At 30.1% G+C, this 24202-nt stretch carries 17 protein-coding genes; 9 read left to right on the top strand and 8 right to left on the bottom strand.

Annotated elements, in window-relative coordinates; all coding sequences use genetic code 11:
• Nucleotides 1-80: 80 nt before the first annotated feature.
• Nucleotides 81-5141 (bottom strand): T9SS type B sorting domain-containing protein, encoded by a 5061-nt coding sequence (locus EQ921_RS08580; RefSeq protein WP_128331342.1) that lies wholly within the window; start codon nt 5139-5141, stop codon nt 81-83.
• A gap of 441 nt (nt 5142-5582) precedes the next feature.
• On the opposite strand from EQ921_RS08580, the gene EQ921_RS08575 reads away from it, so the two are divergent.
• The 3 genes from EQ921_RS08575 to EQ921_RS08565 all read left to right on the top strand — a co-directional run bounded on the left by EQ921_RS08575 (nt 5583) and on the right by EQ921_RS08565 (nt 9568).
• A complete protein-coding gene (locus EQ921_RS08575) occupies nt 5583-6776 on the top strand; it encodes a DegT/DnrJ/EryC1/StrS aminotransferase family protein (RefSeq protein WP_128331341.1) in 1194 nt (397 codons plus the stop codon).
• Between the two features lie 66 nt (nt 6777-6842).
• Complete coding sequence (gene ahcY / locus EQ921_RS08570; protein WP_128331340.1) at nt 6843-8156, top strand: adenosylhomocysteinase; 1314 nt, start codon at nt 6843-6845, stop codon at nt 8154-8156.
• A 209-nt stretch (nt 8157-8365) separates the two neighbouring features.
• Nucleotides 8366-9568, top strand: coding sequence for an acetate/propionate family kinase (locus tag EQ921_RS08565; protein ID WP_128331339.1), 1203 nt, complete (start codon nt 8366-8368; stop codon nt 9566-9568).
• A gap of 72 nt (nt 9569-9640) precedes the next feature.
• Here EQ921_RS08565 and EQ921_RS08560 read toward each other — a convergent pair whose 3' ends face one another.
• The 3 genes from EQ921_RS08560 to EQ921_RS08550 form a co-directional block, all read right to left on the bottom strand.
• Complete coding sequence (locus tag EQ921_RS08560) at nt 9641-9883, bottom strand: hypothetical protein (protein WP_128152639.1); 243 nt, start codon at nt 9881-9883, stop codon at nt 9641-9643.
• 83 nt (nt 9884-9966) lie between these two features.
• Entirely contained in the window at nt 9967-10839 is an 873-nt protein-coding gene (locus EQ921_RS08555; RefSeq protein WP_128331338.1) for a cupin-like domain-containing protein, read from the bottom strand.
• A 34-nt stretch (nt 10840-10873) separates the two neighbouring features.
• Nucleotides 10874-12175 carry an aminopeptidase P family protein gene (locus tag EQ921_RS08550; protein WP_128331337.1) on the bottom strand — a complete coding sequence of 434 codons (1302 nt, stop codon included), beginning with the start codon at nt 12173-12175 and terminating at the stop codon, nt 10874-10876.
• A 171-nt stretch (nt 12176-12346) separates the two neighbouring features.
• On the opposite strand from EQ921_RS08550, the gene EQ921_RS08545 reads away from it, so the two are divergent.
• Complete coding sequence (locus EQ921_RS08545) at nt 12347-13213, top strand: BadF/BadG/BcrA/BcrD ATPase family protein (protein WP_128152642.1); 867 nt, start codon at nt 12347-12349, stop codon at nt 13211-13213.
• Nucleotides 13214-13227: 14 nt separating this feature from the next.
• Here EQ921_RS08545 and EQ921_RS08540 read toward each other — a convergent pair whose 3' ends face one another.
• Both EQ921_RS08540 and EQ921_RS08535 read right to left on the bottom strand, forming a co-directional pair.
• Nucleotides 13228-13695: a GyrI-like domain-containing protein gene (locus tag EQ921_RS08540; RefSeq protein WP_128331336.1), complete on the bottom strand. Its 468-nt coding sequence runs from the start codon at nt 13693-13695 to the stop codon at nt 13228-13230.
• 47 nt (nt 13696-13742) lie between these two features.
• On the bottom strand, nt 13743-15107 hold the full coding sequence (locus EQ921_RS08535) for an MFS transporter (RefSeq protein ID WP_255424462.1): 1365 nt from the start codon (nt 15105-15107) through the stop codon (nt 13743-13745).
• Nucleotides 15108-15482: 375 nt separating this feature from the next.
• Here EQ921_RS08535 and EQ921_RS08530 point away from each other — a divergent pair, with 375 nt between their 5' ends.
• The 4 genes from EQ921_RS08530 to EQ921_RS08515 all read left to right on the top strand — a co-directional run bounded on the left by EQ921_RS08530 (nt 15483) and on the right by EQ921_RS08515 (nt 20449).
• Nucleotides 15483-16946 carry an aminoacyl-histidine dipeptidase gene (locus EQ921_RS08530; protein WP_128331334.1) on the top strand — a complete coding sequence of 488 codons (1464 nt, stop codon included), beginning with the start codon at nt 15483-15485 and terminating at the stop codon, nt 16944-16946.
• 132 nt (nt 16947-17078) lie between these two features.
• Entirely contained in the window at nt 17079-17912 is an 834-nt protein-coding gene (locus EQ921_RS08525; protein WP_128331333.1) for a DUF4846 domain-containing protein, read from the top strand.
• Nucleotides 17913-18112: 200 nt separating this feature from the next.
• Nucleotides 18113-19399, top strand: coding sequence for an adenylosuccinate synthase (locus EQ921_RS08520; RefSeq protein WP_128152647.1), 1287 nt, complete (start codon nt 18113-18115; stop codon nt 19397-19399).
• Between the two features lie 294 nt (nt 19400-19693).
• Entirely contained in the window at nt 19694-20449 is a 756-nt protein-coding gene (locus EQ921_RS08515; RefSeq protein ID WP_128331332.1) for a hypothetical protein, read from the top strand.
• 496 nt (nt 20450-20945) lie between these two features.
• Here EQ921_RS08515 and EQ921_RS08510 read toward each other — a convergent pair whose 3' ends face one another.
• Nucleotides 20946-21848 carry a TIGR01777 family oxidoreductase gene (locus tag EQ921_RS08510; protein WP_128331331.1) on the bottom strand — a complete coding sequence of 301 codons (903 nt, stop codon included), beginning with the start codon at nt 21846-21848 and terminating at the stop codon, nt 20946-20948.
• Between the two features lie 169 nt (nt 21849-22017).
• On the opposite strand from EQ921_RS08510, the gene EQ921_RS08505 reads away from it, so the two are divergent.
• A complete protein-coding gene (locus EQ921_RS08505) occupies nt 22018-23211 on the top strand; it encodes an aminotransferase class I/II-fold pyridoxal phosphate-dependent enzyme (RefSeq protein ID WP_128331330.1) in 1194 nt (397 codons plus the stop codon).
• A 14-nt stretch (nt 23212-23225) separates the two neighbouring features.
• On the opposite strand, the gene EQ921_RS08500 is transcribed toward EQ921_RS08505, so the two are convergent.
• A complete protein-coding gene (locus tag EQ921_RS08500) occupies nt 23226-24167 on the bottom strand; it encodes an HAD family phosphatase (protein WP_128331329.1) in 942 nt (313 codons plus the stop codon).
• Nucleotides 24168-24202 lie beyond the last annotated feature (35 nt).

Raw genomic sequence — 24202 nt, 5'->3', positions numbered from 1 at the left:
AGTCTTTATTTTATTCAAATTTACTATTTAATCAATACATTAAAATTATAAAATTAAGGTTAATTTTTACTTAATTTGGTTTAGCGAAAATCTTCATCATAATTTCTGAGTAATATCCATCCGGTAAATTGTCTTCCATCAATTATATCGATGACATACCAATATGAAGTTGTAGGCAATGGCCTTCCTAAGTAAAAACCATTCCATACGAAACAAGTATTTGAGCTTTGTGAAAATACTTCTTTACCATATCGGTCAAAGATTTTTATTTTTGATGGTTGAGAGTCAAAATTTTCTAATCCGCATAACTGCCAATTATCATTAAATCCATCTCCGTTAGGCGTTATTGTATTTGTTACTTTAAAGATAACTCCTTTTTTCTGAACGGAAATACATCCATTAGCTTTTGAACGTACATAAAAAGTATATACTCCTGGTTTTAAATTGTAAAAAGTGTTTTGATCCTGCCAGTTTATTAAATCCATTGAATACTCAAGAGGTTGAGGCCCTTCAGCAATTACTGTAATATAATCATCTCCTTCGAATAAGTCAGTGATAACAATTTTAGAGTATTCTGTTACTGTTGTTTTGTAAGTATATTTACATCCGTTGGTTCCTGTTATTGTAACCTGATAAGTTCCGGCATTGTTAATTGTTATTGAATGTAAATTATACCCCTTATCACCAGTACTCCATTCATAATAATCTTCTTCGTTTCCAGTGTCTGCATTAAGTACCAAAATACTATTAGGACAAATTTTTAGATCTTTTTCCAAAGGACTTACCGGAACGGGTAAAACTTTTAAATTTATGCTACTTAATGACGGACAATACTTAGTAGAAGATATTCTAACATACACCATATCATTAACAGGATTAATATTACTATAACTTGAAGGATTACTTATACTATTTGTTTGATTTTGAGCATCGATAAGTGTACTGTAAAAAGTAAATATGGCTGTAGAATCTTTTGTAATGTCAGAAGTAACAGATGTTAAATCAAAACTAGTTATACCATCAAAATCATTATCACAGTTTTCTATGATAACAGATTCCGCAGAAACCGGTATTTTATCAGCCGTATATAAGGTAACAGTTCTTATTGAGCTACAACCAAATTCATTAGTCGCTTTTACAACAATGTCTTTATTAAATTTTTCAACTGTATAATTTTGAAAATCAGTTATTTGATTATTGTTATTTTGAGCATCAGAAATTGAATGAAAATAAGTAAAAGTAAAACCATCCGGATTGAAAATAACTACGTATCTCAAATCATCCAGATTAAGTGTAAAACGATTATCAATATTAGTATCACATACTAAATATTTTCCATTAATTAGTTTAGGAAGAGGAGTAATATTAATTTCTAGAGAACGTATAGTATAACATCCGGTATCCGGATTATCAAACCGTAACCAAACATATTCCTGCGCAAATGTTGCAGAATATTTTTCCGGATTATCAATCAAGTCCGCTGAATTTTTGGAATTAGCACCTTGTTCTGTTTTATAATACGAAATAGTTATATTTTGATCTGTTGATATGAGCATGTTTGAAACATAAGAAGTTATATCAACATATTCTTGCATATCGGAATTATTATCACATAAGTTAGCAATTCCATTTTTAGCATTAATTATGTTAGCTGTATTAAAATTTAATTCAGCTATTGAAAAACAGTTAAGAGAATTTTGAACTCTTACATAAATAGTTGCAGGAAAACTAGTAATTGTATAATTTTTAGCGTTGTTTATTGATTGAGAATTTTGGTAAGCTGATTCATATGAGATGTAGTAAGTAAACGTATAAGTGTTTACCGTGTTGTTTACTAAAGGTTTTTCATACAAGGTCAGGTCAACAACTTCCTTATTATCTGCATTATTGTCGCATATTTCAATAACTTGACTATAAACAGTAGGAGGGGATGATAACTGAAAATTAATCTTTTGAATTACATAACATGCAGAGTTTGAAGAAATTCTTACATATAATGTTGTTGAAGTAGTAACATCATAAGTAGTAATTTCATTTTGCAGGTTTAAAGCATTTTCCTCAGTGGTATAATAACTAAAAGAAAAGCCTTTAGTATCGTTTACTAGTTGAGAATTTAATGAACTTAATGAAATATTTTCTTTTCCGTCATTTGCAAAATCACATACATATAACCCGGATTTAATAACAACCGGATATGTATTCATAATTATATTTAGAGGTTTGATTGAGTAACAACCAGTAGATTTATTTTGAAATCTTATATAAACCGTAGTTACTTGTTTATTTACTACGAAATTTTTTATATCATTAATCTTTTCTGTTGTTTTTTGTTCTTCAGCACCAGCTTGGGAAAGATAAAAATCTGTTGAAATTTTTGAACTATCAATACCACTTTCTGTAATTGAAGAAGATAGATCTACTATTTCCGTTTGGTTTAAATCTTTATCACAAACATTAATAGGAGATAAATCATTAGTAACTACAGATTCAATCAGATCAAACTGAACAGGTATAATAGTTGGGCAAGTACCCGCATAATTTATTCTCATATAAATTTTACTGGTTGCAGCAGTTATTAAATAAGCAGAAGTAGAAACAATAGGTTTATATTCAACAAGCGCTGATTCTTCTGAACTATAATAAAAAATAGTTATATAATTACTTAAGTTGAAAAGAGTAGGAAGACTATTTAAATTATATGTTTCTTTACCGTCATTTTCTTGATCACAAACCGCAATGTTTTCAACGTTATTTACCGTAAAAGGCTTGAGTTTAAGATTTACCTTATATAAATAAGCACATCCTGATATAACATTTACTTTTACATAAACTGTTGTTTCACCTTTAACTAGTATGTAAGTAATAGGATTTTTTCCAGAATTATAGTCTTCTAAAGAACTATAATAAGTAATACTTGAGGTTGGGTAACCCGCTAAATATATTGAATTTAAATAGGGCAGGTAATAATTTACCTCTCCTTTATTATTAATATCGCAAATATAATATTCAGGTTTTTTTTCGATTTTCTGTATAATTTTAAATTCAATTGAACGAATAAAGTTACAAGAAGTTGAATTATCCGTAAATCTAACATAGACTGTTGTTGAAGGTGCTATAACCGTAAAACTGGAAAGATTTGAAATTTTTTGAGACAAATCTTTAGATGCTGCTCCTTGATAAGTGAGATAAATTCCTTCAAGTGTTATATCTGCATTTTCAGCCATTTGATTGTAGTAAGACTCTAAATTAACAATAGCCTTCCCCGTACCATCATCACATGTAATTACAGTAAGGTTACTTACACCTGTATTTTTAAATTTAAATGTGATAGTTTTGATGGTGGAACAGGCTCCATCTTGTTCTATCTTAACATATATAATGGTATTATTTTGTATTGAGTAATTTTTCGGATCAGAGATTGGATTTACACCTTCTTCCGCATTCTTTTGAGAAACATAATAACTAAAACTAAAAGACTGATTGTTTTCAACTGTGTTTTGATATGAGGTTAAATCATAAATAACTTTACCATCTAAATCATCATCACATAGATTTACTTCAATGGAATCAGCTTTAATTGCATGAAGAAGCGTAAAAGAAACCGGTATAATTGAGAAACATTCAGTCATATCAGGATTAGAAGCTTTAACATACACTTTAGTTGTATTGGAGAGTTGTAAGCTTGTAATAGGATTAATGCCTTTAGTAGCATCTTCGTAGCTATTGTAGTAACTCAAACTCATCCATGATTCGTACCCTGTTATTTGAGCATTATAATTTCCCAGATAAATTAATTCAGATCCGCTTGTTGATTCACTACAAACAATTATAGCTTTTCCTTCTGTAAGTGTTGGTTTTCTCTTTAAATTGATTGTCAGTACAGAAGTATCAAAGCAGGAATCTGATCTTTGAGCTCTTAAATAAAAGGTTTGAGTAAGAGTATTCATTAAGTAAGTATTCAATCCACTCACAGGGTTAATACCATTTTTAGCGTCAGAGAGTGTTTTATGAAGAGTGGTTTTTAATCCTGTTTGGCTTCCTACAGCTTCCGGTATAAGATTTTCAAAATCTACGAGTTGATTAGGTGTTTCTCCTTCATAACATTCATTATGAATCACACTTTTGATAACTGGATAGTCTGAAGAATAATTAATATTTATAGAATTTGTTAAAGTAACAGGAGTGCAGGTATTGTAGGTAACTTCGACAGAAACGGACTGATTTTCCCTGTTACATATATTCACAGTACTACCTGTACCAATGTTTTTATGATTAGAATCATACCACTTAACTGATGTGCTGTTTGCTCCGGAGGGAGTAAATCTCCAAGCCTCATTTTGTGTTTCCCATATTCCTGTATTTCTTCCTGCCGGAGATATTCCTTTAGAACCATCTTCATTACTGATACCTATTAAAGCTCTTTTTTCATTACCTATATCACAAGTATAAGGTTTATCTTTAATATAAACTTCAATTATATTCGTTGTTTCATATAATACAATTTGTAAAGTAGATTTTACATTTTCGCAACCAAAATGATTCATTCTGTAATAATTTACAACAGCTTTTCTAAACGGAGCAGTGCCAGTCGTATATAAAGATATTTTCCCACAATCGCTGGTACAACCAAACACATCATTATCATTGGTCATATCATGATAAGCTCCAAATATGGCATTATGAATTAGTGCTTCGCTAGGTATTGAGCCGGCAATAGTATAAGGACATTCAGTCCCGGCAGATTCCGTATCAAAACTTATGACACCATTGTCTCCTACAACAATAGAATTATAGGTTTTACCATAAAAACAAAAGTTGAAAGGAAGATTCTGTACATTGCTCCATTTATCATCACTATCGATAAGAATCTCATTTCCTTCAGAAAAATTACCAATGGGACTATAATTTATGGAAGTCACAGAATAGTCTGTTGATGAATTGATTTCAGGGTATTCCGCTGTTAAAGAAATACAACCATTGATATCAAATTTATAGTCACAATTAACTAAAACAGATCCTGAATTACCATTCTGGTCTTTGATATTAATAGCAGACGAAGATATAATTTGTGCTGATAGTAAACTGAAGGAGCCCAACAAGCATGACAGGATAATGTAATATGGCAAAATTCTTATACCCATGATAAAGTTTCTTAAGTGTTATTAATGCAAATGTATTAAAAATAGTGTTTGAATATAATACAAGCAAGAATATTTATCAATTAATAATAAAATGTCAATATTAGATGTATTATTAAAAATAATAACAAATAATATAAAGCAATAGGTTTTTTTCTTTTTTATTAAAAAAAATATTGATATTTGAAAATTATTATTACATTTACGGAATATTAATGTTCATTAGAAAACAATAGTATTAAGATATGTCTTCTTAGCGAGGGGAATATACAGTTAATTGACTTTCTGCCCATTAGGAATTTAATTAGTCTTATCAATTATTTATCCTTAGAAATCAACCCTGCTTGTATATCCCCTCTTTTTCTTTCATAAAGATTTAAATTTTTTCACGTCAAATCATTATCTTTGTTAATCATTTTATTTAAATAATTAAAAAAATAATATATGCCAGGATATGAGCTTTGGGGTGAAGAAGAAAAAAAACACCTGAATGATGTTATTGAAAGTGGAATTTTAATGCGTTACAATTTTGAATCTGTAAGAAACAATCATTGGAAAGCTAAAGAGTTGGAACATGCCATAGAGAAAAAAATGCATGTTGGCCACGTACAATTAACCAGTAGTGGAACTACAGCTTTAATTACGGCTTTAAATGTTGCAGGTGTAGGAGCCGGAGACGAAGTAATTCTTCCGACATTTACTTTTGTTGCTAGTTTTGAAGCAGTTTTAGGCGTAGGAGCTATTCCGGTCCTGGTAGATGTTGATAATACACTTACAATGGATCCTAAATCTGTTGAAAATGCTATTACTTCCAGAACAAAAGTGATTATGCCTGTACATATGTGCGGTTCAATGGCTGATATTTCTGCATTGCAATCCATTGCAAAAAAACATAGTATCCTTCTTATTGAAGATGCATGTCAGTCTTTTGGAGCTACCTATAACGGAAAATACTTAGGAACGATAGGAGATATAGGTTGTTTTTCTTTTGATTTTGTAAAAACGATTACGTGTGGAGAAGGAGGAGCAATGATTACAAATAATGAAGAATATTATAAACATGCGGACCAGTATACAGATCATGGGCATGATCATGTAGGAACCAACCGTGGTGCTGAAAGCCATCCATACTTAGGATTAAATTACAGAATCTCAGAATTAAATGCGGCTGTAGGTTTAGCTCAATTCGGCAAACTGGACACTATCTTATCAATACAAAGAAAAAACAAGAAGTTTATTAAAGATTCATTACAGACAATTGAAGGATTAGAATTCAGAAGAATTCCCGATGAAAATGGAGACAATGCATCTTTTTTAAGCATATTTCTGCCATCACAGGAAAAAGCCAGAAATGTATCTCAAGCTTTAGCTTCCAATGGAATTGGTAATGCATATTGGTTTGATAATAACTGGCACTATATAAGAAAATGGGATCATCTTAAATTGATAAAAACATTGGCACCTCTATATAAAGAACATAAAGAATTATTACCTAATTATGCAAATGCAGATTATTCACAATCAGATGAAATAATGAGCAAAACAGTAACAATTCCGATTTCTTTACTCTGGACTGAGCAGGAGTTAACCAAAAAGGCAGAGATCATTAAAAATACAATTGAAAACCAACTTTCTTAGATATATAAAATTTAACAGTTATATTTCTTAATTAAAAAGAATAATTTAAAAATTTATAAAGTAGATATGAGTACAAAAACAGAATATATTCCATACAAAGTTAAAGATTTGTCTTTATCAGATTGGGGAAGAATGGAGATTGAATTAGCAGAAGCGGAAATGCCGGGATTAATGGCTTTACGTGAAGAATATAAAGACGAACAGCCATTAAAAGGAGCTAGAATTGCGGGATGTTTGCATATGACTATCCAAACGGCAGTTCTAATTGAAACTCTACAGGCATTAGGAGCCGAAGTAACCTGGAGCTCTTGTAATATATTCTCAACTCAAGACCATGCAGCAGCGGCTATAGCAGCAGCCGGAACACCAGTTTATGCTTGGAAAGGTATGAATGATGAAGAATTTGACTGGTGTATAGAACAAACTTTATTTTTCGGTGAAGAAAGAAAGCCTTTAAATATGATATTAGATGACGGTGGAGATTTAACTAATATGGTTTTGGATAAATATCCAGAACTTGTCAAAGGTATTAAAGGTCTTTCCGAAGAAACTACAACCGGAGTACATAGGTTGCATGACAGAGTAAAAAACGGAACGTTACTTATTCCTGCAATCAATGTAAATGACTCTGTTACAAAGTCTAAATTCGATAATAAATACGGATGTAAAGAATCAGCAGTAGACGCTGTCAGAAGAGCTACAGATATTATGCTTGCAGGAAAAGTTGTAGTGGTTGCAGGCTATGGTGATGTAGGCAAAGGTTCTGCGGCTTCTTTCCGTGGTGCGGGAGCAAGAGTAATTGTTACAGAAATAGATCCTATATGTGCTTTACAGGCTGCTATGGATGGATTTGAAGTAAGAAAAATGGATAATGTTATTTCTCGGGCAGATATAGTTATAACATGTACAGGAAATTGTGACATCATTCAGGGAAAACATTTCGAAATGATGAAAGATAAAACTATAGTTTGTAATATTGGACATTTTGATAATGAAATTGATATGGCATGGTTAAATACAAACTATGGGAATACAAAAGTAACTATTAAACCACAGGTGGATAAATATACTTTAAACGGAAAAGACGTTATTGTTTTAGCAGAAGGCAGACTGGTAAATTTAGGATGTGCAACTGGACATCCAAGCTTTGTCATGAGTAATTCTTTTTGTAATCAAACTTTAGCACAAATAGAGCTGTGGCTACATTCAGAAAAATATGAAAATAAAGTTTATACTTTGCCAAAACATCTGGATGAAAAAGTGGCTCGTTTACACTTAGCTAAGATTGGTGTAGAATTGGATACTCTGTCAACCAAACAGGCAGATTATATTGGAGTAACTGTTGAAGGACCGTTTAAATCTGATGAATACAGATATTAATTTAGCGTTTCAATAATAAAAAAATCCGGAATTTACTTCCGGATTTTGTTTTTTAATGATTTAAAGAATAATATTTTATTAATTGAAGTGATTTTTTATAATTAAGTAATCGTTATAAAGTTTTAAACAATAAGCTACATTATCTGTATAGTCCTAAAATAAATCCAATTAAAAAGACTATTTTTGCAATAATAAATCAAATCTACAATATGTTAATATTAGTTATAAATGCAGGAAGCTCTTCCATCAAATATCAATTGCTGGAAATGAATTCCTCTGTTGTGATATCGAAAGGATTAGTTGAACGTATAGGAACTACCGGTGGAACCATTACTCATAGATTTTTGAAAGACAATGTTCTTGAAAAAAAAGTAATAAAGCAGGAATTTCCGACCCATGTTGAAGGTATGAAATTAATTGTCGAATTATTAACAGATAAAGAAATCGGAGTAATTAATGATCCTTCCGAAATTAAAGCTGTAGGTCACAGGGTAGTTCAGGGAGGAGAATTTAGTATACCTACCTTAATTTCGGATGAGGTTAAAAATGAAATTAAAGCAATGAGTCCTTTGGCTCCACTTCATAACCCAGCAAATTTATTAGGGATAGAAGTATCTCAGCAATTTTTTCCTGATACCCCGCAAGTAGCAGTGTTTGATACAGCTTTTCATCAAACTATGCCACCTAAAGCATATAGATATGCTATACCTGCTAATTTTTATACTGATCACAAGATTCGTGCCTACGGTGCACACGGAACCAGTCATAAATACGTTAGAGCTCAGGCAGCAAGCTATCTTAAAAATAATAATGCAAAAGTAATAACAGTTCATTTAGGCAATGGTTCAAGTATTACTGCAGTAGATGAACATGGACATAGCATTGATACATCAATGGGATTTACGCCATTAAGCGGCTTGGTTATGGGCACCAGAAGCGGAGATATAGATCCCTCAGTTTTATTTTATATGGTTCGGGAATGTGGCGTTAAATTTGAAGATCTGGACACTTTGTTAAATAAAAATTCAGGAATGTTAGGAATGACCGGAAAGAGTGATGCGAGAGACGTAGAAGCTGCTTATTATAATGGCGATACTGACTCAGTATTATGTCTGGATCTATATGCTTATCGTGTTAAAAAATATATAGGTTCTTATCTTGCATCATTAAACGGAGCAGATGCAATTGTCTTTACTGCAGGAATTGGCGAAAACGACTTCAATTTACGCTCGCTTATCTGTAGGGATTTGGATTTCTTTGGTATTAAACTTGACGAAGATAAAAATAAAAATTTAAACTCTCCGGATGATGTGGTAGAAGTTCAAACCAATGATTCAAAAATCAAAATTTTAGTTATTCCGACAAATGAAGAGTTGGAAATAGCTAATGAAGCTCTAAAATTCATATCTTAAGACAGATATTACTATAAATAAAAAAAACTCCTGAATTTCAGGAGTTTTTTTTATTTATAGTAAATTGAAAACTTATTTTGTATAAACAACCTCGATACCTTCTTGTTGAGGCAATGTTTTCCTTTTAACATCTTCAGGTTTAACATCAGCATTCACTTTTCCGGCATTTTCTGCAATTCCGTATGTCAGCCAATAAGGTAATATGCTAATAAGAAATGTCAGACACCAGAAACCAGCTAATGCAATAGTTAAAAATAATAAAAAACCTACAAATTTAGCGAAAGGCCATACACCGATGTAAAGTAATGTTGTCATATTTTTATAAATATTATTTTTCCAAATGTAATAATTAATTTTAGTTTGTCAAAAATTATTTTGAATATACAAAAAAATAGCTCTTAGTGAATGGAAGCTAAAACTTTATTAGTGTTAACAATAGCTTGTTCATTTTTATAATCAATCCATTTTTGGCCTTTTTGCTTTCGCATATAATTATCATAAATTCTTTTAACGAAAATATTTAAAACTGCGTTGGTGAAATTAGCAGGTTTTAATGCTAAAGAACGTAAACTCATAGAAAAACCAGGGGTAAGATATTGCATATAATGCCACCAGCCTTCCGGCATATAAAGCATTTCTCCGTGACTTAATCTTGCACGGTAAGGGGTTACGTGTTTTAGTCCCGGCCATTTTTCAAAATCCGGATGATCAAAATTTATATCTTCCCTACATATAGTAGCATAGGGAATTTTATACATAAATTTTGTATCATTAGGAGACATGAGAATACATTGTTTCTCACCATCAAAATGAAAATGTAAAATATTAGCCAAATCAATGTCAAAATGCATAAAAACATTGGAGCCCTGACCACCGAAAAAAAGCATAGGTAAATCTTTTATTGGTAATTTCAGCCCTAGGTCAGGAAAGAAAAAGTCTTTTTGCATATCAGGAACCTGCTTAATAAGATTAAATAAAAAAATACGCAGATCCGTTGGTCCTTTTAGAAGCATATCAACATAATCAGACATTTTCATTCGGGCATCAGGCTCATTTACTTTTTTATCAGCACTTACAGGATCATTATTATATAAAGGAACAATTTTATCACCTGCAACCTGTTTAATATAATCAAAACTCCATTTTTTATAGGCCGGCCATTCCTCTGTTAGTTTTTCAACTACAACCGGAGTCTGAGTTTTGTAATATTTTTGATAAAAATCCTGTTTTGATATAGTTTTTACTCTTTCAATTTCTCTGTATTTAAACATTTAATAATAGTTTTTTAAGGTTGGTTTAATAGTTTTATTTAGAGTTCATTAAATCTTCAATTTCTTCAATTTCAATAGGTATATTTCTCATCAAGTTATAAGGTTCTCCATTAGATTGGATAACGACATCATCTTCAATTCTTATTCCAAAACCTTCTTCCGGAATATAAATTCCAGGTTCTACAGTAAAAACCATATTGGGTACAAAGGTTTCAGTAAGTATTCCGTAATCATGAGTATCCAGTCCCATATGATGTGAATTACCATGCATAAAATATTTTTTATATGCCGGCCATTTTGGATCCTCATTTTTTATATCTTCTCTGGTTAACAATCCAAGCTTTAATAATTCTTCTGTCATAATTTTCCCAACCTCAATATGATAACTATACCAGTTATTCCCGGTAATTAATAACTTGGTAGATTCATTTTTTACATTCATTACAGCTTGATAAACTTCTTTTTGTCTATCCGAATAGATTCCGTTTACAGGAATAGTTCTGGTCATATCCGAAGAATAATTTGCATATTCAGCACCAACATCCAAAAGTATCAGTTCACCATCCTTACAATCTTTATTATTTTGAATATAATGTAAAACGTTGCTATTTTTTCCAGATGCAATAATTGGTGTATAAGCCCATCCTTTCGATCTATTGGTTATAAATTCATGAAGTAATTCAGCTTCAATTTCATATTCCCATACACCAGGTTTAACAAATGGTAAAATTCTTCGAAATCCTTTTTCAGTAATATTACAAGCTTTTTGAATCAGTTCAATTTCTTCAGGTTCTTTTATTGAGCGTAAATGCTGAAGAATAGGGTTACTTCTCAGATAATTATGAGCCCTGTATTTTTTCTGCAAATTTTTTATAAATCTGTCTTCTCGGGTTTCAACAACTTTTTCAGCACGATAATGTTCATTTATATTTATATAAATATTATCCATTTGTGGAATTACCGTTTCAATGATTTTATTGAAGTCCTGTAACCAATATACGTTTTTTATACCCGAAACATTATACGCCTGCTCTTTAGAATATTTCTCACCTTCCCAAACGGCTATATGTTCGTTTGTTTCTCTTACAAACAACATTTCTCTATGTTCTTCCAGATATGCATAGGGGCAGATAACCAATATTGATTCTTCCTGATCTATCCCAGAAAGATAAAATATGTCGCGGTGCTGTTGAAAAGGTAAAGTACTGTCTGCACTGATAGGATAAATATCATTGCTGTTAAAAAATGCTATGGATTTCGGTGCCATTTTCTGAACAAATTTTTGTCTGTTTTTGATAAACAAATTTTTGTCTATAGGAGCATATTTTGTTGTCATATATTTATATAAATTTTAGAATATCAAATTTACAGAATTAACTTTTAAATTATACATAAATTAATAAGTTAAGTATTAAAAACTTATAAATATGAAGATAATTATATTTAGTATAAAGGTTTTACAATTTTTATGATTAAAAACTTAACTTAGCATATTAAAATTTTATAAATGATATTAATTGCAGACGGAGGTTCAACAAAATGCGACTGGGTAGTTGTAAGTTTTGATGGTAAAGAGATTAAAAAAATGGAATCTGAAGGACTTCACCCACGTTTTGTAAATTCAGAAATAGTAAGAAATGCACTTATAAATATGAAGGAGCTGATGGAACTTTCTTCACAAATTAAGTTTGTTTTTTTTTATGGAGCCGGTTGTTCTTCAGACGCGTTAAATAATATCATTAAAAGACCATTAAATGAAATTTTCGTAAATGCACAAATTAAGGTTGATCATGATCTAAAAGGAGCAGCTCTATCTGCATATTTTGGAAAACCTGCACTTATATGCATTTTAGGAACAGGTTCTAATGTTTGCTATTTTGACGGATCAAATTTAAAAAAAGAAACTCCTTCGCTGGGATGGATTCTGGGCGATGAAGGAAGTGGTGTTTATTTAGGAAAAAAGTTGTTGCACTCATTTTTTACAGATAAAATGCCCAAATATTTATCTTTGGCTTTTAAAGAAAGATATAATTTATCAATTGAAGATGTTTTAGAAAATGTATATCAAAAACCTAAGGCTAATTCCTATATAGCTACTTTTAATCGATTTATAGCAGAGCATAAAAGAGAACCTTTTATTTTAAATCTTGTTTATGAATCATTTAAAGCTTTTTTTGAAAATCAGGTTCTTATTTTTGCCGAAGCAAAATCGGTAGAGATAAATTTTATCGGTTCCATAGCCCATTACTATGAAGATATCATTAAAACCGTTGCTTCAGAATATCACGTTTCCGTTGGAGAAATTGTGAAAAAACCCATTGATAATTTGGTAAAATATCATTTAATTTATATACTTCCTAATTTAAGAAAATAAATAAATAAAGTCAACTAGCGTAAAGATACAGCGACAAAGACATCCATATCAATATGATCTATATCTGTGGATACGCTCTTATATACATCAAAATCAGCAGTATATTCTCTATTAAGTACAGAATCTTCTGCCCATATTTTTTGCCATACGCTTGCTACAGATGCAATGCTACCTTTCACATTATATTTTAGAAAATTTCCTTGTGAAATAGAACAACTCGTCATCCCATCAGGAATAAAATCAATAGAATCTACTTTATAACCAATAATTGCCGTATATTCTCCTTTATAATCAGAAGCATAATCGGTATACACACAATATATATCTTCAGAAATACGATTAATGATTTGATTTCTTATATTTTCAAGATAAAATCTTTCCCATAATACACCTAGATCTACAGATGCATTATTATCAGTATTATTTGTTCTTACAGAAATTCCAATGATAGAAAATTCCTGGATAGTTTCTAAATTTTTCATTGAATCTAAAATATTTGCTTTTAAGTTTATAATAATCTGTTACATTATTAATTAATTGTATTTGTATTTTTGAATCTAACAAAAAACATGAAAAACAAACCTATAATAAATGTCACTGACATAGCAAGAATCGAATAACGCATGTTTCCAGTTAAATCTATTAAAAGTCCGTAAATAAATGAACCTACAATTATAGCAAATTTTTCAATTACATCATAAAAACTAAAATAAGTTGTTGTAATATGCTGATCTTTTTCTGGAAGCATTTTACTATACGTAGAGCGGGATATAGACTGAATACCTCCCATGACAAGACCTACCATTCCGGCTACGACATAAAAATAATATTCAATATTGGGATTGGTTTTATCAAGTAAGAAACCGGCAATACAAATACCTATCCAGATACAGATGCAAATAATCAGCACCATTTTATTACCAACTTTTTTAGATAAAGCCGAACAAAGATAAGCTCCGATTATAGCAATTAATTGTGTGAGAAGTATAGAGATGATTAGTTTAAAACTATTGAGGTTAATTTCATTGGCTCCGAATAAAGCAGCCATTAAAAAAATAGTTTGAATTCCGATAGAGTAGAAGAAAAAACTAAATAAAAAGTATTTCAAGTTTCTTATTTCGAATAGTTCAGTTTGTATTTTTTTAAGATTAGAAAAACTGCTTAGTATAAGGCTTCTTTTTCTAACTCCTGATTGTTTAGGATTGTCAGGCAAAACAGAAAAAGTATATTGTCCAAATCCTAACCACCAGATTCCAGTTAAAATGAAACTTAAGCGGGTATAAAATTCTTTATTTTCAACATTAGCTACTTTTTCAATAAGAACAAGGCAAAGAATCAATAATATCATTGCACCTGCATACCCCATTATATAACCTTTTGCTGAAACTCTATCCTGTTCATCTTCAGTTGCTATATCAGGAAGATACGAATTATAGAAGACTAAACTTCCCCAAAAGCCAATACTTGCCGTAACATTAAGAAATAATCCATAGATTATTCTTGATTTATCCGTAAAAAAGAAAAGAGCCATGCAGGAAAACGAGCCTAAATAACAGAAAAATTTCAGAAATTTTTTCTTAGTACCTGTTACATCCGCTATGGAAGATAAAACAGGAGTAGATAAAACAACAAGAATAAAAGAAATAGTTAAAGAATAACTAAATAATGCATCAGGAGCAAAAAAATGGCCTAAAATTTCGATTTTTGATTGAATGGGCTCATCAAACCAGACATCCTGATATGAGTTGTATATTTTCTTATATGTGTCGGTTGTAAGACTTGAATAAAAAATAGGAAATATTGTTGATGTAATTACGAGTGAATATACAGAATTGGCCCAATCGTAAAATACCCAGCCTTTTATTATTTTAGGATCATTTTTTTTAAAACTCACAGTATTATTTTTAATATGTTTATAACGTATATATGTGAAAATTATTTCAAATTAAAGGAAAAATGGTTGATAAACTAATATATTTTTATTTATTTTAATTTCTATTTTTTCTGATTATTAGCTAAAAATTATTTTATATGTAACATATTTAGTTTAAAACCAGCTGTGTGTCATTTTAAAAACAAAATTCAGGAATAAATTAGAGTTATAAAGTTATTAAATAAAAAAAAGCATTTTAATGATGGATTTAAATTAACGAAAGTTCAGATAAGTAAGATTGGTATTAATCAGTAAAGAATCAATTTTAATAATTTTAAGTTTAAATGAAAAATTACGAACTTTGAAAAATACAAATTGTAAATTTTAGAAAATAATATGATAAATCAAGAAATAAGGTCATTAGAGCCACACAAGTTATGGAATTTTTTTTCTGATTTGAATGCAGTTCCGAGACCATCAAAAAAAGAAGAAAAAGTACGTGAATTTATTAAAAATTTTGGTAATTCTTTAAATTTAGAGACTTTAGAAGATAGAGTAGGAAATATTTTAATAAAAAAACCTGCAACTTCTGGCTTAGAAACTAAAAAAAAGGTGGTTTTGCAGTCTCATCTCGACATGGTTTGCCAAAAAAATAATGATGTAAATTTTGATTTCGACTCAGAGGGTATAAAAATGCAGATTGAAGGAGACTGGGTGAGTGCAGTAGGAACTACTTTAGGCGCAGATAATGGGATTGGAGTGGCCTCAATAATGGCCATTCTTGCATCAGATAATATTGAACATCCCGATATAGAAGCACTCTTCACCATTGATGAAGAAACAGGAATGACTGGAGCCTTTGGACTGGAGGAAGGTTTTTTATCAGGTGACATACTTTTAAATTTAGATACTGAAGAAGACGATGAAATTGACATAGGCTGTGCTGGAGGAATCGATGTTTCAGCTTTCAAAACGTACCCGCTTGAAGCCGCTAACTCTCATGAGATTAGTGCAAAATTAGAAATTATAGGATTGCACGGAGGACATTCTGGAATGGATATTCACAAGGGATTAGGAAATTCTAACAAATTGGTCAGCCGTTTTCTTTATGCATTTCTTGATTCAGGTATTAAAGTTGAATCTTTCGATGGGGGAGGATTAAGAAATGCAATCCCTCGCGAAGCAACAGTTAAGTTTGTGATATCTAATGAAAAAAAGAATACCATCGAAAGTATTTTTGATCGGTTAAGAAAAGATATAGTAGAGGAATTCAAAAATATTGAAGAAAATTTAGAAATTTTATTAAGCTGGGAGGATTCACAAAATCAAACGTTAACTAAGGAGGATACTTTTACATTTGTTTCAGCTCTGACTGCATTGCATAATGGTGTTTTTAGAATGAGTCCTGAAATAGCAGATTTGGTTGAAGCATCTAATAATATAGCCAGAGTTGAACTTATCGATGGAAAAGCTAAAATTTTGTGTTTAACCCGATCTTCCGTAGAAAGTAGTAAATTATGGCTAGCTGATTCCTTAAAATCTGTTTTGAGTCTTGCAGGAATGAATGTTGAATTTTCAGGTTCATATCCTGGATGGAAACCTAATCCTGACTCAGAAATTCTTAAAACTGCAATAAAAATATATCAAGATCAAAATTTAGAAAAACCAATGGTTATGGCTTGTCATGCAGGACTGGAATGTGGAATTATTGGTGAAAAATACCCTGAAATGGAGATGATATCTTTTGGTCCTACGATTAAAGGAGCTCATTCTCCTAAAGAAAAAGTCAGCATTTCATCAGTTCAGAAATACTGGATCTATTTACTTGAAATTTTAAAAAATATACCGGCAAGACATTAAAATTTATAAATATAAAGCCTGATTAAGTAATCAGGCTTTATTATTTTATATACTATATCTTTTTTATAATCGTTTTACAAATAAATGTTATACATGGTAAATCAAGTATTTTTTGTCCTTTTGCTTTTTTTTATGTTATTAACTGGATGTTCAAGAAATAAAGTTTCCAAGAGCAATGATAGCATTAACTTTATTAATTTAAAAAATGAAAAATCATTTGTAATAGCCAAAGGAAATACAATACAGAGTCGCTTTGAAGTACCTTCAGGATATGTAAGAACTTTGGTACAGGATAATTCGTTTGAACATTATTTACGTAATTTTCCATTATTGCCCGACACAGCAAAAGTATATTATTACGATGGCAGATTAAAACCTAAGAATATACATGCAGCGATTTTAAATATAGATATTGGTGACCAGAATTTACAACAATGTGCTGATGCTGTCATAAGATTACGTGCAGAATACTTATATGGTGAAAAAAGATTTTCTGACATTCATTTTAGTTTTAATAAAGATTTTAATATAGAATTTAAGAAATGGGCAGAGGGTTTCAGAGTACAATTTGTAAGAAATCAATTTAAATGGGTAAGGAAAGAGAATCCGGATTATAGCTATTCAAATTTTAAAAAATATTTATTTTATACATATATTTACGCAGGTACATATTCATTATCTTCAGAAATGAAAATAAAAAGATACGGAGATATGAAAATAGGAGATGTATTTATAAAAGGTGGATCACCGGGACATGCTATGATTATCGTAGATATGGCAGTTAATCCTAAAAACAATAAAAAAGTTTATATGCTGGCACAAAGCTACATGCCTGCACAAAGTATACATATAGTTAAAAATTTAAATAATTTGGATTTATCGCCTTGGTATGAATTAAATTTAGATGACGAAATAGTAAAGACACCGGAATGGAAATTCACAATAAGAGATTTAAAAGAGTTTTAAAATAATCGAGTATGCTCTTTGAGATAATTTTGAAAAGATGAAAGTTTTTAACAGGTAAAGAATTTTTTGTTGATAAAAAACAATTGATTTTTATTATGAAAAATGAATTTATTTCAATAATTCTTTTAATTTTGTAAGGAAAGAATCTACTCTGTGTTTCTTTCCTGAAACTATTTAATAACTAAAATTTAACAAAAAATATGTCAACGTATGTTGTTGTCGGCTTGCAATGGGGCGACGAAGGAAAAGGAAAAATAACAGATGTTTTAGCGGAAAAATCTGACTATGTAGTACGATATCAAGGAGGAAATAATGCCGGTCATACAGTATATGTAGGCGAAGATAAATTTGTACTGCATCTTCTTCCGTCCGGAGTTCTTCAGTGCAAAGGTAAATGTATTATAGGAAATGGAGTTGTTGTTAATCCGGAAGCATTTTTTAATGAAATCGATCAGATTGAAAAAAGAGGATTAGCAACCGATCATGTTTACATTAGCAGTCGTGCACACATTATCATGCCATACCATATTCTGCTTGATACTTACAGGGAAGAGTTTGCCGGTAAAAGTCAGATAGGAACAACTAAACGAGGCATTGGGCCTTGTTATGAGGATAAGGTGGCCCGGGTGGGAATTCGAGCCATTGATTTATTAAATCCTGAAATTCTTAAAGCTAAAATTGAGGAAAATTTATTGGTTAAAAATGCTTTATTCGAAAAGCTTTTCAATAAAGAACCGTTATATTTTGATGACATTTTTCAAAAGTACTACGAATACGGTCAGAGATTAAAAAACCGTATAATTGAAAGTGAATTTGAATTAAATTATGCCATTCAACAAGATAGTAATATACTTTTTGAAGGAGCACAGGCCTTAATGCTGGATGTTGATTTCGGAACATATCCTTATGTTACTTCATCTTCACCAACTACCGGAGGAGTATCTGTAGGAGCAGGAGTTCCTCCCACAAGCCTTCAAAATCTTATCGGGGTATCAAAAGCATATTGCACACGTGTAGGAAACGGACCTTTTCCTACCGAGCTTGAAGATGAAACAGGTGAGCATATAAGAACGATAGGACATGAGTTTGGTGCTTCTACAGGAAGGCCAAGACGTTGCGGTTGGCTGGATTTGGTCGCTTTACGATACTCTTGTATGATCAACGGAATAACTCATTTGGTAATTACAAAATTAGATGTTTTAAGCGGTTTTGAAACCATTAAAGTTTGCACTGCTTATGAAACTTCTGAGGGCAAACTTATAGATTCATTTCCTGCAACAACAGAGAAGTTGGAAGGTTACCAGGCTGTATATAAAGAATTACCGGGTTGGAAAGAAGATATTTCAAATGTGAAAACTTTCGAAGAATTGCCTCAGGTCGCTCAGGAGTATCTGCATTTTATTGAAGATTATTTGGGTATTGATGTATACTTAGTATCCGTTGGTCCGGAACGTTCTCAAAATATAATCAGGACAAATATTTTTTAAAATACATAATTTAGTATATCTACAGGGATTTATGTTTAACCATGGATCCCTGTTTGTATCTTAAAATAAGTATAAATTTTTATTATAAGATTTAAAGTTTCTTAATAACTATCGCTTAATTTATTTTAAAATATATATTGGATTAGATATTGTTATATATTTGTTTTAAAATAAAGTTTAATTTATAACTTTATTTATATAAAAAAGAATATTTTTCACAATTTGAATGTTTATTATTATTTCTTTTTTTATTTTTATGCATAAGTATACAAATTTTATGAAGTTAATCTAATTATGAAAAAAACAATTTTACTCTTTTGTATTTTATGGGCTGTCAATTTTGCAAGTGCTCAGGAAGATATTAATATAACAAAATATCAAGATTCCCGTTTAAAAGAAGCTGTTCCATCCTATGCTTTATCTAAAGTTGAAAAGCTGATATCTAAACTTAAACAATCTTCGGAATCACTCAATCAGGATACTAAAAATGATATTTCTAAATTATCAGACAAAGATTTTGAAAAACTTTCTGTAAAAGAAAAGTTTACTTATACCATGCTATATCCTGAATCCGTTAGCAAAAATAACTTGAATATTCCTGCAATTTCTGATGAAGAAAATAAAATATTTGGTTATTTGCCCGATTTTAAATCTAATAAAAAATGGAGCGACAGACAAATCTCCTTTTTAACAAGTAATAAAAAAGAAGTTATAGCGCTTATTAAAGAATCATGTTTAAAGGATAAATTTATAGGCTTGAATTACAAAAAAGCTTTAGTTAAAGTAAAAGCAATTGAAGCTATTCCTTTTCTTATTGATTTTTATAAATATAAGGATTCTAAAGATAAAGATATATTAACTGCACTTTCTTTAATTGTCAAAGACGGCAGGTATTTTCATTATATCCGGGCAAATATTTACAAAGATTTATATGGTAATGATGATAAGCCTGTGGAGGAATCTTATATTGATGATACAGCATCTAATGAAGAATATATATTAAAGACTGCCTCTAATTTTTACATACAGTATCCTAAAAATAAAATGTAGGAATTTAAAAGAAGAATTGTTAAAACAAAATATTTAAATAAAAAACCAATCTTGTATAGTATACTATAAGATTGGTTTTTTTTGGACTAGCATAATCTGTCTATAATTTTATACCTGCTCAAAAATAGTAATTTTATTTTATCTAAAATAATAAAATGAATAATAATTTATCACTGTTACAAATACTTAACTTTAATACATAAAACATAGCGTTATTAATAATTTAGTGTAAATTTTAATAAATATATTAGAATAAAGGATAATTTGTAAATTTAATGAATAATAAATATTGCTTTAAGCGTAATATTATAGTGTTTTTATAGTTATATTAGTGTTTTTTTACAATAAAAATTTTATTTTCAAAATTATTTTTCTTAATATATATTAAATTTATTTAGTGTCTGATTTAAATTAAATAGTTTTTAGAGTACGTATTTATTTTCAAATAAATATTTTACTGTGCATACATTCTAAAATATTTCTAAAGAATTTAACTTTATAATAAAGATTGTAAAGCCTCTCTGAGCTGTGGATATTTAAACTTATAACCACTTTGCAATAACTTATCGCATGACACCCTGCTACCTTCTAAAATCATCCCAGCAGATTCACCCAATGCTAATTTTATTAAAAACCCAGGTATATTAGGCATAATTAAAGGTTTGTCCATCATATCTGCCAATAAATGAGTAAATCCTTTGTTTGTAGTTGGTTCAGGAGCAACAGCATTATATGTGCCTGAAATTTCAGTATTGATTACCGCTTCTTTAAATATATTGCATAAATCATCAATATGAATCCAAGGCATATATTGCTTACCAGAGCCCAAATTAGCTCCTACATAATATTTTATAGTTTTTTTTATTATTTCCATAACCCCCTTGGGACTATCTGACAATACAACACCCAAACGAACTTTAGCTACTCTATCCGCAACATTTTCTAAAAGAAAGTTATCAGCCGCCTGTTCCCATTGTATACACACATCACTTAAAAAATCATCACCCGGCTTATCCATTTCATTATATATTTTATCAGATGTTTTCATTCCGTAGTAACCCACAGCAGACGCAGAAATGAAAGAATCAATATGCAAAGAATGTTTCTTTAAAGATTCTAATAATAATTGAGCTGACTCAATTCGGCTAGATAGTATAACTTTTTTTCGTTCCTGAGACCATCGTTTATCTGCGATACCTGCACCGGCTAAATGTATGATATGATTAACCCCTTGCAATGCCCGGATATCTAATTTTTTATTGACAAGATCCCATTCAAATTCGTTTTCTTTTTTTTTGTTACGTGTTAAATAACGAAGATTATAATTTTCTTTAAGTAGAGAAGATAAATGTTGAGCAACCCCTCCATTTGCTCCTGTAATAAGTATTGTTTTTTTCATGTTATCTAGTGTTAAGTCACTTAATTACAAATGTACTCATTAATAATGAATAAATTATAGAATCCAAGAACCCTGTTTTAAAGACCAGTGTTAATATAATATTAATTAATAAAATCGTTGTTAGAATATTATTATATTTGTTAGAGAAACCTTAGAAAAACGTTGTTATATGTATTCAGAAGATAACCAGTCTTATTCAGCTTCAGAATTAGAATTGATTAATAAAAAGAAAACATCCCAAAAAGAAAAAAATGTTTGTTCCTCTAAAAGTTTTGAAAATATCATTAATGGAAAAACAATTTTAAATTTTTGTTCTTCTAATTATCTGGGGCTAGATTACACTTATCAATCCAGTGATACTTTTGATACTTTTTATTCTGCTAAAAGGTATAGATTATCAACAACACCTTTTATGAATGAAATAAGATCATTAACTAAACAACTTGAAATAAAAATATCTAAATTTCTTAATCAGGAAAGTACTTTATTATTCACTACATTTCAGGATGCTTATGGGGGGATATTTGATTCTTTATTTACTGAAAAGGATATAATTTTTTATGATGAACAATGTCATTATACTTTAATTGATTGTATTAAATCAGGAAATTCAATTTTTTTTTCCTATAAAAATAATGATATAAATGATTTGAATCATCAATTAAAAAAAGCTAAACTATCTGATTATAAAAACATTTTTATAGTAACAGATGGAGTTTTTAGTTTAGATGGAACTATTGCTGATTTAAAGAATATATGTTATGTGGCAGAAAAATCTGGAGCTGTAATTTTGCTGAATGATTCACATGCAACGGGAGTTTTAGGTACAACCGGAAGAGGAACTTATGAATACTATCAAATTAAAAATCAAGCAGATTTAATTGTATCATCTTTGGGGAATATTTCAGGAAAAAATCTGGGACATTTTGTATCCGGAAAGAAAGATATTATTGACCAGATAAAACATCGTTATAAATCACAAAAAACGTTAAATAGTTTTTCCTTTCCAGTAATAGACGCTCAAGATAAAATTATTAATATCTTAATTCAAAATCAAGATCTCTCGATTAATCTTTCAAATAATATCAAGTACTTTAGAAAAAAAATTACAGATTTAGGTTTTGATACTTTGGAAAGTGAATCATCTATTATTCCTGTAATGTTATATGATGCAAAGCTAGCTCAGGATTTTGCTGATAATCTTCTTAACAGGGGAGTATGGAGTACAAGTTTTTTTTACCCGGTAGTACCTACAGGAAAAGCCAGGGTAAGACTTAAAATTTCATCTGCACATTCTCTTGATAATCTGGACAAAGCTATTAATGCTATTAAAGAAACCGGAAATGAATTAGGAATTATTTAAAAGTCAACAAAAAATTATTTATTTTTTTTATGTTCCTGGTTCGGTGTAACACCAAATTCTTCACTTGCATAAGAGATTTTATGATCGTTAACATCATTACAATATACTTCTAAGCAATCAGGATCTTGATTCCAATACTCTTTAACAGTATAACCTTTCATAGCTCCTGAATGTATTCCATTTTCAATATATGTGTTATCTGGATTAACTATAATTTTTATTTTTGAAGCCAAATTCATCATTTCCATGTCACCACGGCTATTACCTGCAACTAATAACGGCTGAGTTTTAATATAGGTATTAATGGCTTCTGCTTTACCGTTGTCTTGAGGGTATGGTATCATTAGTTGATTGGAAACAATATTATCAGCAGTTATAACAGATTTCATTCCAATTATCCTTTCTTTTGGAATTCCTAATTCCTGATTAATAAATCCTTGATATAAAACTTCAGTTGAAGCAGTAATTATCCAGATTTCAAATCCATATTCTTTTAAATTTTCTAAAAGTTGTTTCATTTCAGGATAAAATTTTCCATGAAATTTTTCATGATATGTATGTAGTCCTATCTGCTCTATTTCTTTAGGTGATAAACCTGCCAGAAAATTCAGACTGTTTTGTAAATAATCGTATTCTTCTTTAGGATGCAATAGCTCGTAAACATAATTCATTTTTACTTTGGAAAGTTCATCTTCCTTTTTATAAAAATTGGCTTTAGCATAGCTGTAAATAGCTTCTTCGGAAAGATAAAAAGGAGCTTGACCCAAAAGGGTTCCATCACAATCAAAAACAGCAACTTTTCGATCAGTTTTTGTAATTGTAGAATTCAGGAAAATTTCTAAACGTTCGTTAACAGCTTTAGAAAAACCATTGATTTTTCTAAACGCTTGAGATGACGAATTGCAAGGTATTAATAATAATAAGTATAAAAAAAGCGTTATATTTAATTTATTCATAACTAAATTTACATTAAATTTTACTGTAAAGTTAC

Source organism: Apibacter sp. HY039, assembly GCF_004023655.1.
Lineage (GTDB): Bacteria > Bacteroidota > Bacteroidia > Flavobacteriales > Weeksellaceae > Apibacter > Apibacter raozihei.
Note: the sequence above shows the minus strand (reverse complement) of the source record. Positions and strands in the feature narration are given on the sequence as shown.

Bases quoted from the DNA above. Each gene is read 5' to 3' on its own strand.
- EQ921_RS08500 (WP_128331329.1), bottom strand. From the start codon at position 24,167: ATGAATAAATTAAATATAACGCTTTTTTTATACTTATTATTATTAATA.
- EQ921_RS08510 (WP_128331331.1), bottom strand. From the start codon at position 21,848: ATGAAAAAAACAATACTTATTACAGGAGCAAATGGAGGGGTTGCTCAA.
- EQ921_RS08530 (WP_128331334.1), top strand. From the start codon at position 15,483: ATGATAAATCAAGAAATAAGGTCATTAGAGCCACACAAGTTATGGAAT.
- EQ921_RS08550 (WP_128331337.1), bottom strand. From the start codon at position 12,175: ATGACAACAAAATATGCTCCTATAGACAAAAATTTGTTTATCAAAAAC.
- EQ921_RS08545 (WP_128152642.1), top strand. From the start codon at position 12,347: ATGATATTAATTGCAGACGGAGGTTCAACAAAATGCGACTGGGTAGTT.
- ahcY (WP_128331340.1), top strand. From the start codon at position 6,843: ATGAGTACAAAAACAGAATATATTCCATACAAAGTTAAAGATTTGTCT.
- EQ921_RS08560 (WP_128152639.1), bottom strand. From the start codon at position 9,883: ATGACAACATTACTTTACATCGGTGTATGGCCTTTCGCTAAATTTGTA.
- EQ921_RS08580 (WP_128331342.1), bottom strand. From the start codon at position 5,141: ATGGGTATAAGAATTTTGCCATATTACATTATCCTGTCATGCTTGTTG.
- EQ921_RS08540 (WP_128331336.1), bottom strand. From the start codon at position 13,695: ATGAAAAATTTAGAAACTATCCAGGAATTTTCTATCATTGGAATTTCT.
- EQ921_RS08555 (WP_128331338.1), bottom strand. From the start codon at position 10,839: ATGTTTAAATACAGAGAAATTGAAAGAGTAAAAACTATATCAAAACAG.
- EQ921_RS08515 (WP_128331332.1), top strand. From the start codon at position 19,694: ATGAAAAAAACAATTTTACTCTTTTGTATTTTATGGGCTGTCAATTTT.
- EQ921_RS08575 (WP_128331341.1), top strand. From the start codon at position 5,583: ATGCCAGGATATGAGCTTTGGGGTGAAGAAGAAAAAAAACACCTGAAT.
- EQ921_RS08565 (WP_128331339.1), top strand. From the start codon at position 8,366: ATGTTAATATTAGTTATAAATGCAGGAAGCTCTTCCATCAAATATCAA.
- EQ921_RS08525 (WP_128331333.1), top strand. From the start codon at position 17,079: ATGTTATTAACTGGATGTTCAAGAAATAAAGTTTCCAAGAGCAATGAT.
- EQ921_RS08505 (WP_128331330.1), top strand. From the start codon at position 22,018: ATGTATTCAGAAGATAACCAGTCTTATTCAGCTTCAGAATTAGAATTG.
- EQ921_RS08520 (WP_128152647.1), top strand. From the start codon at position 18,113: ATGTCAACGTATGTTGTTGTCGGCTTGCAATGGGGCGACGAAGGAAAA.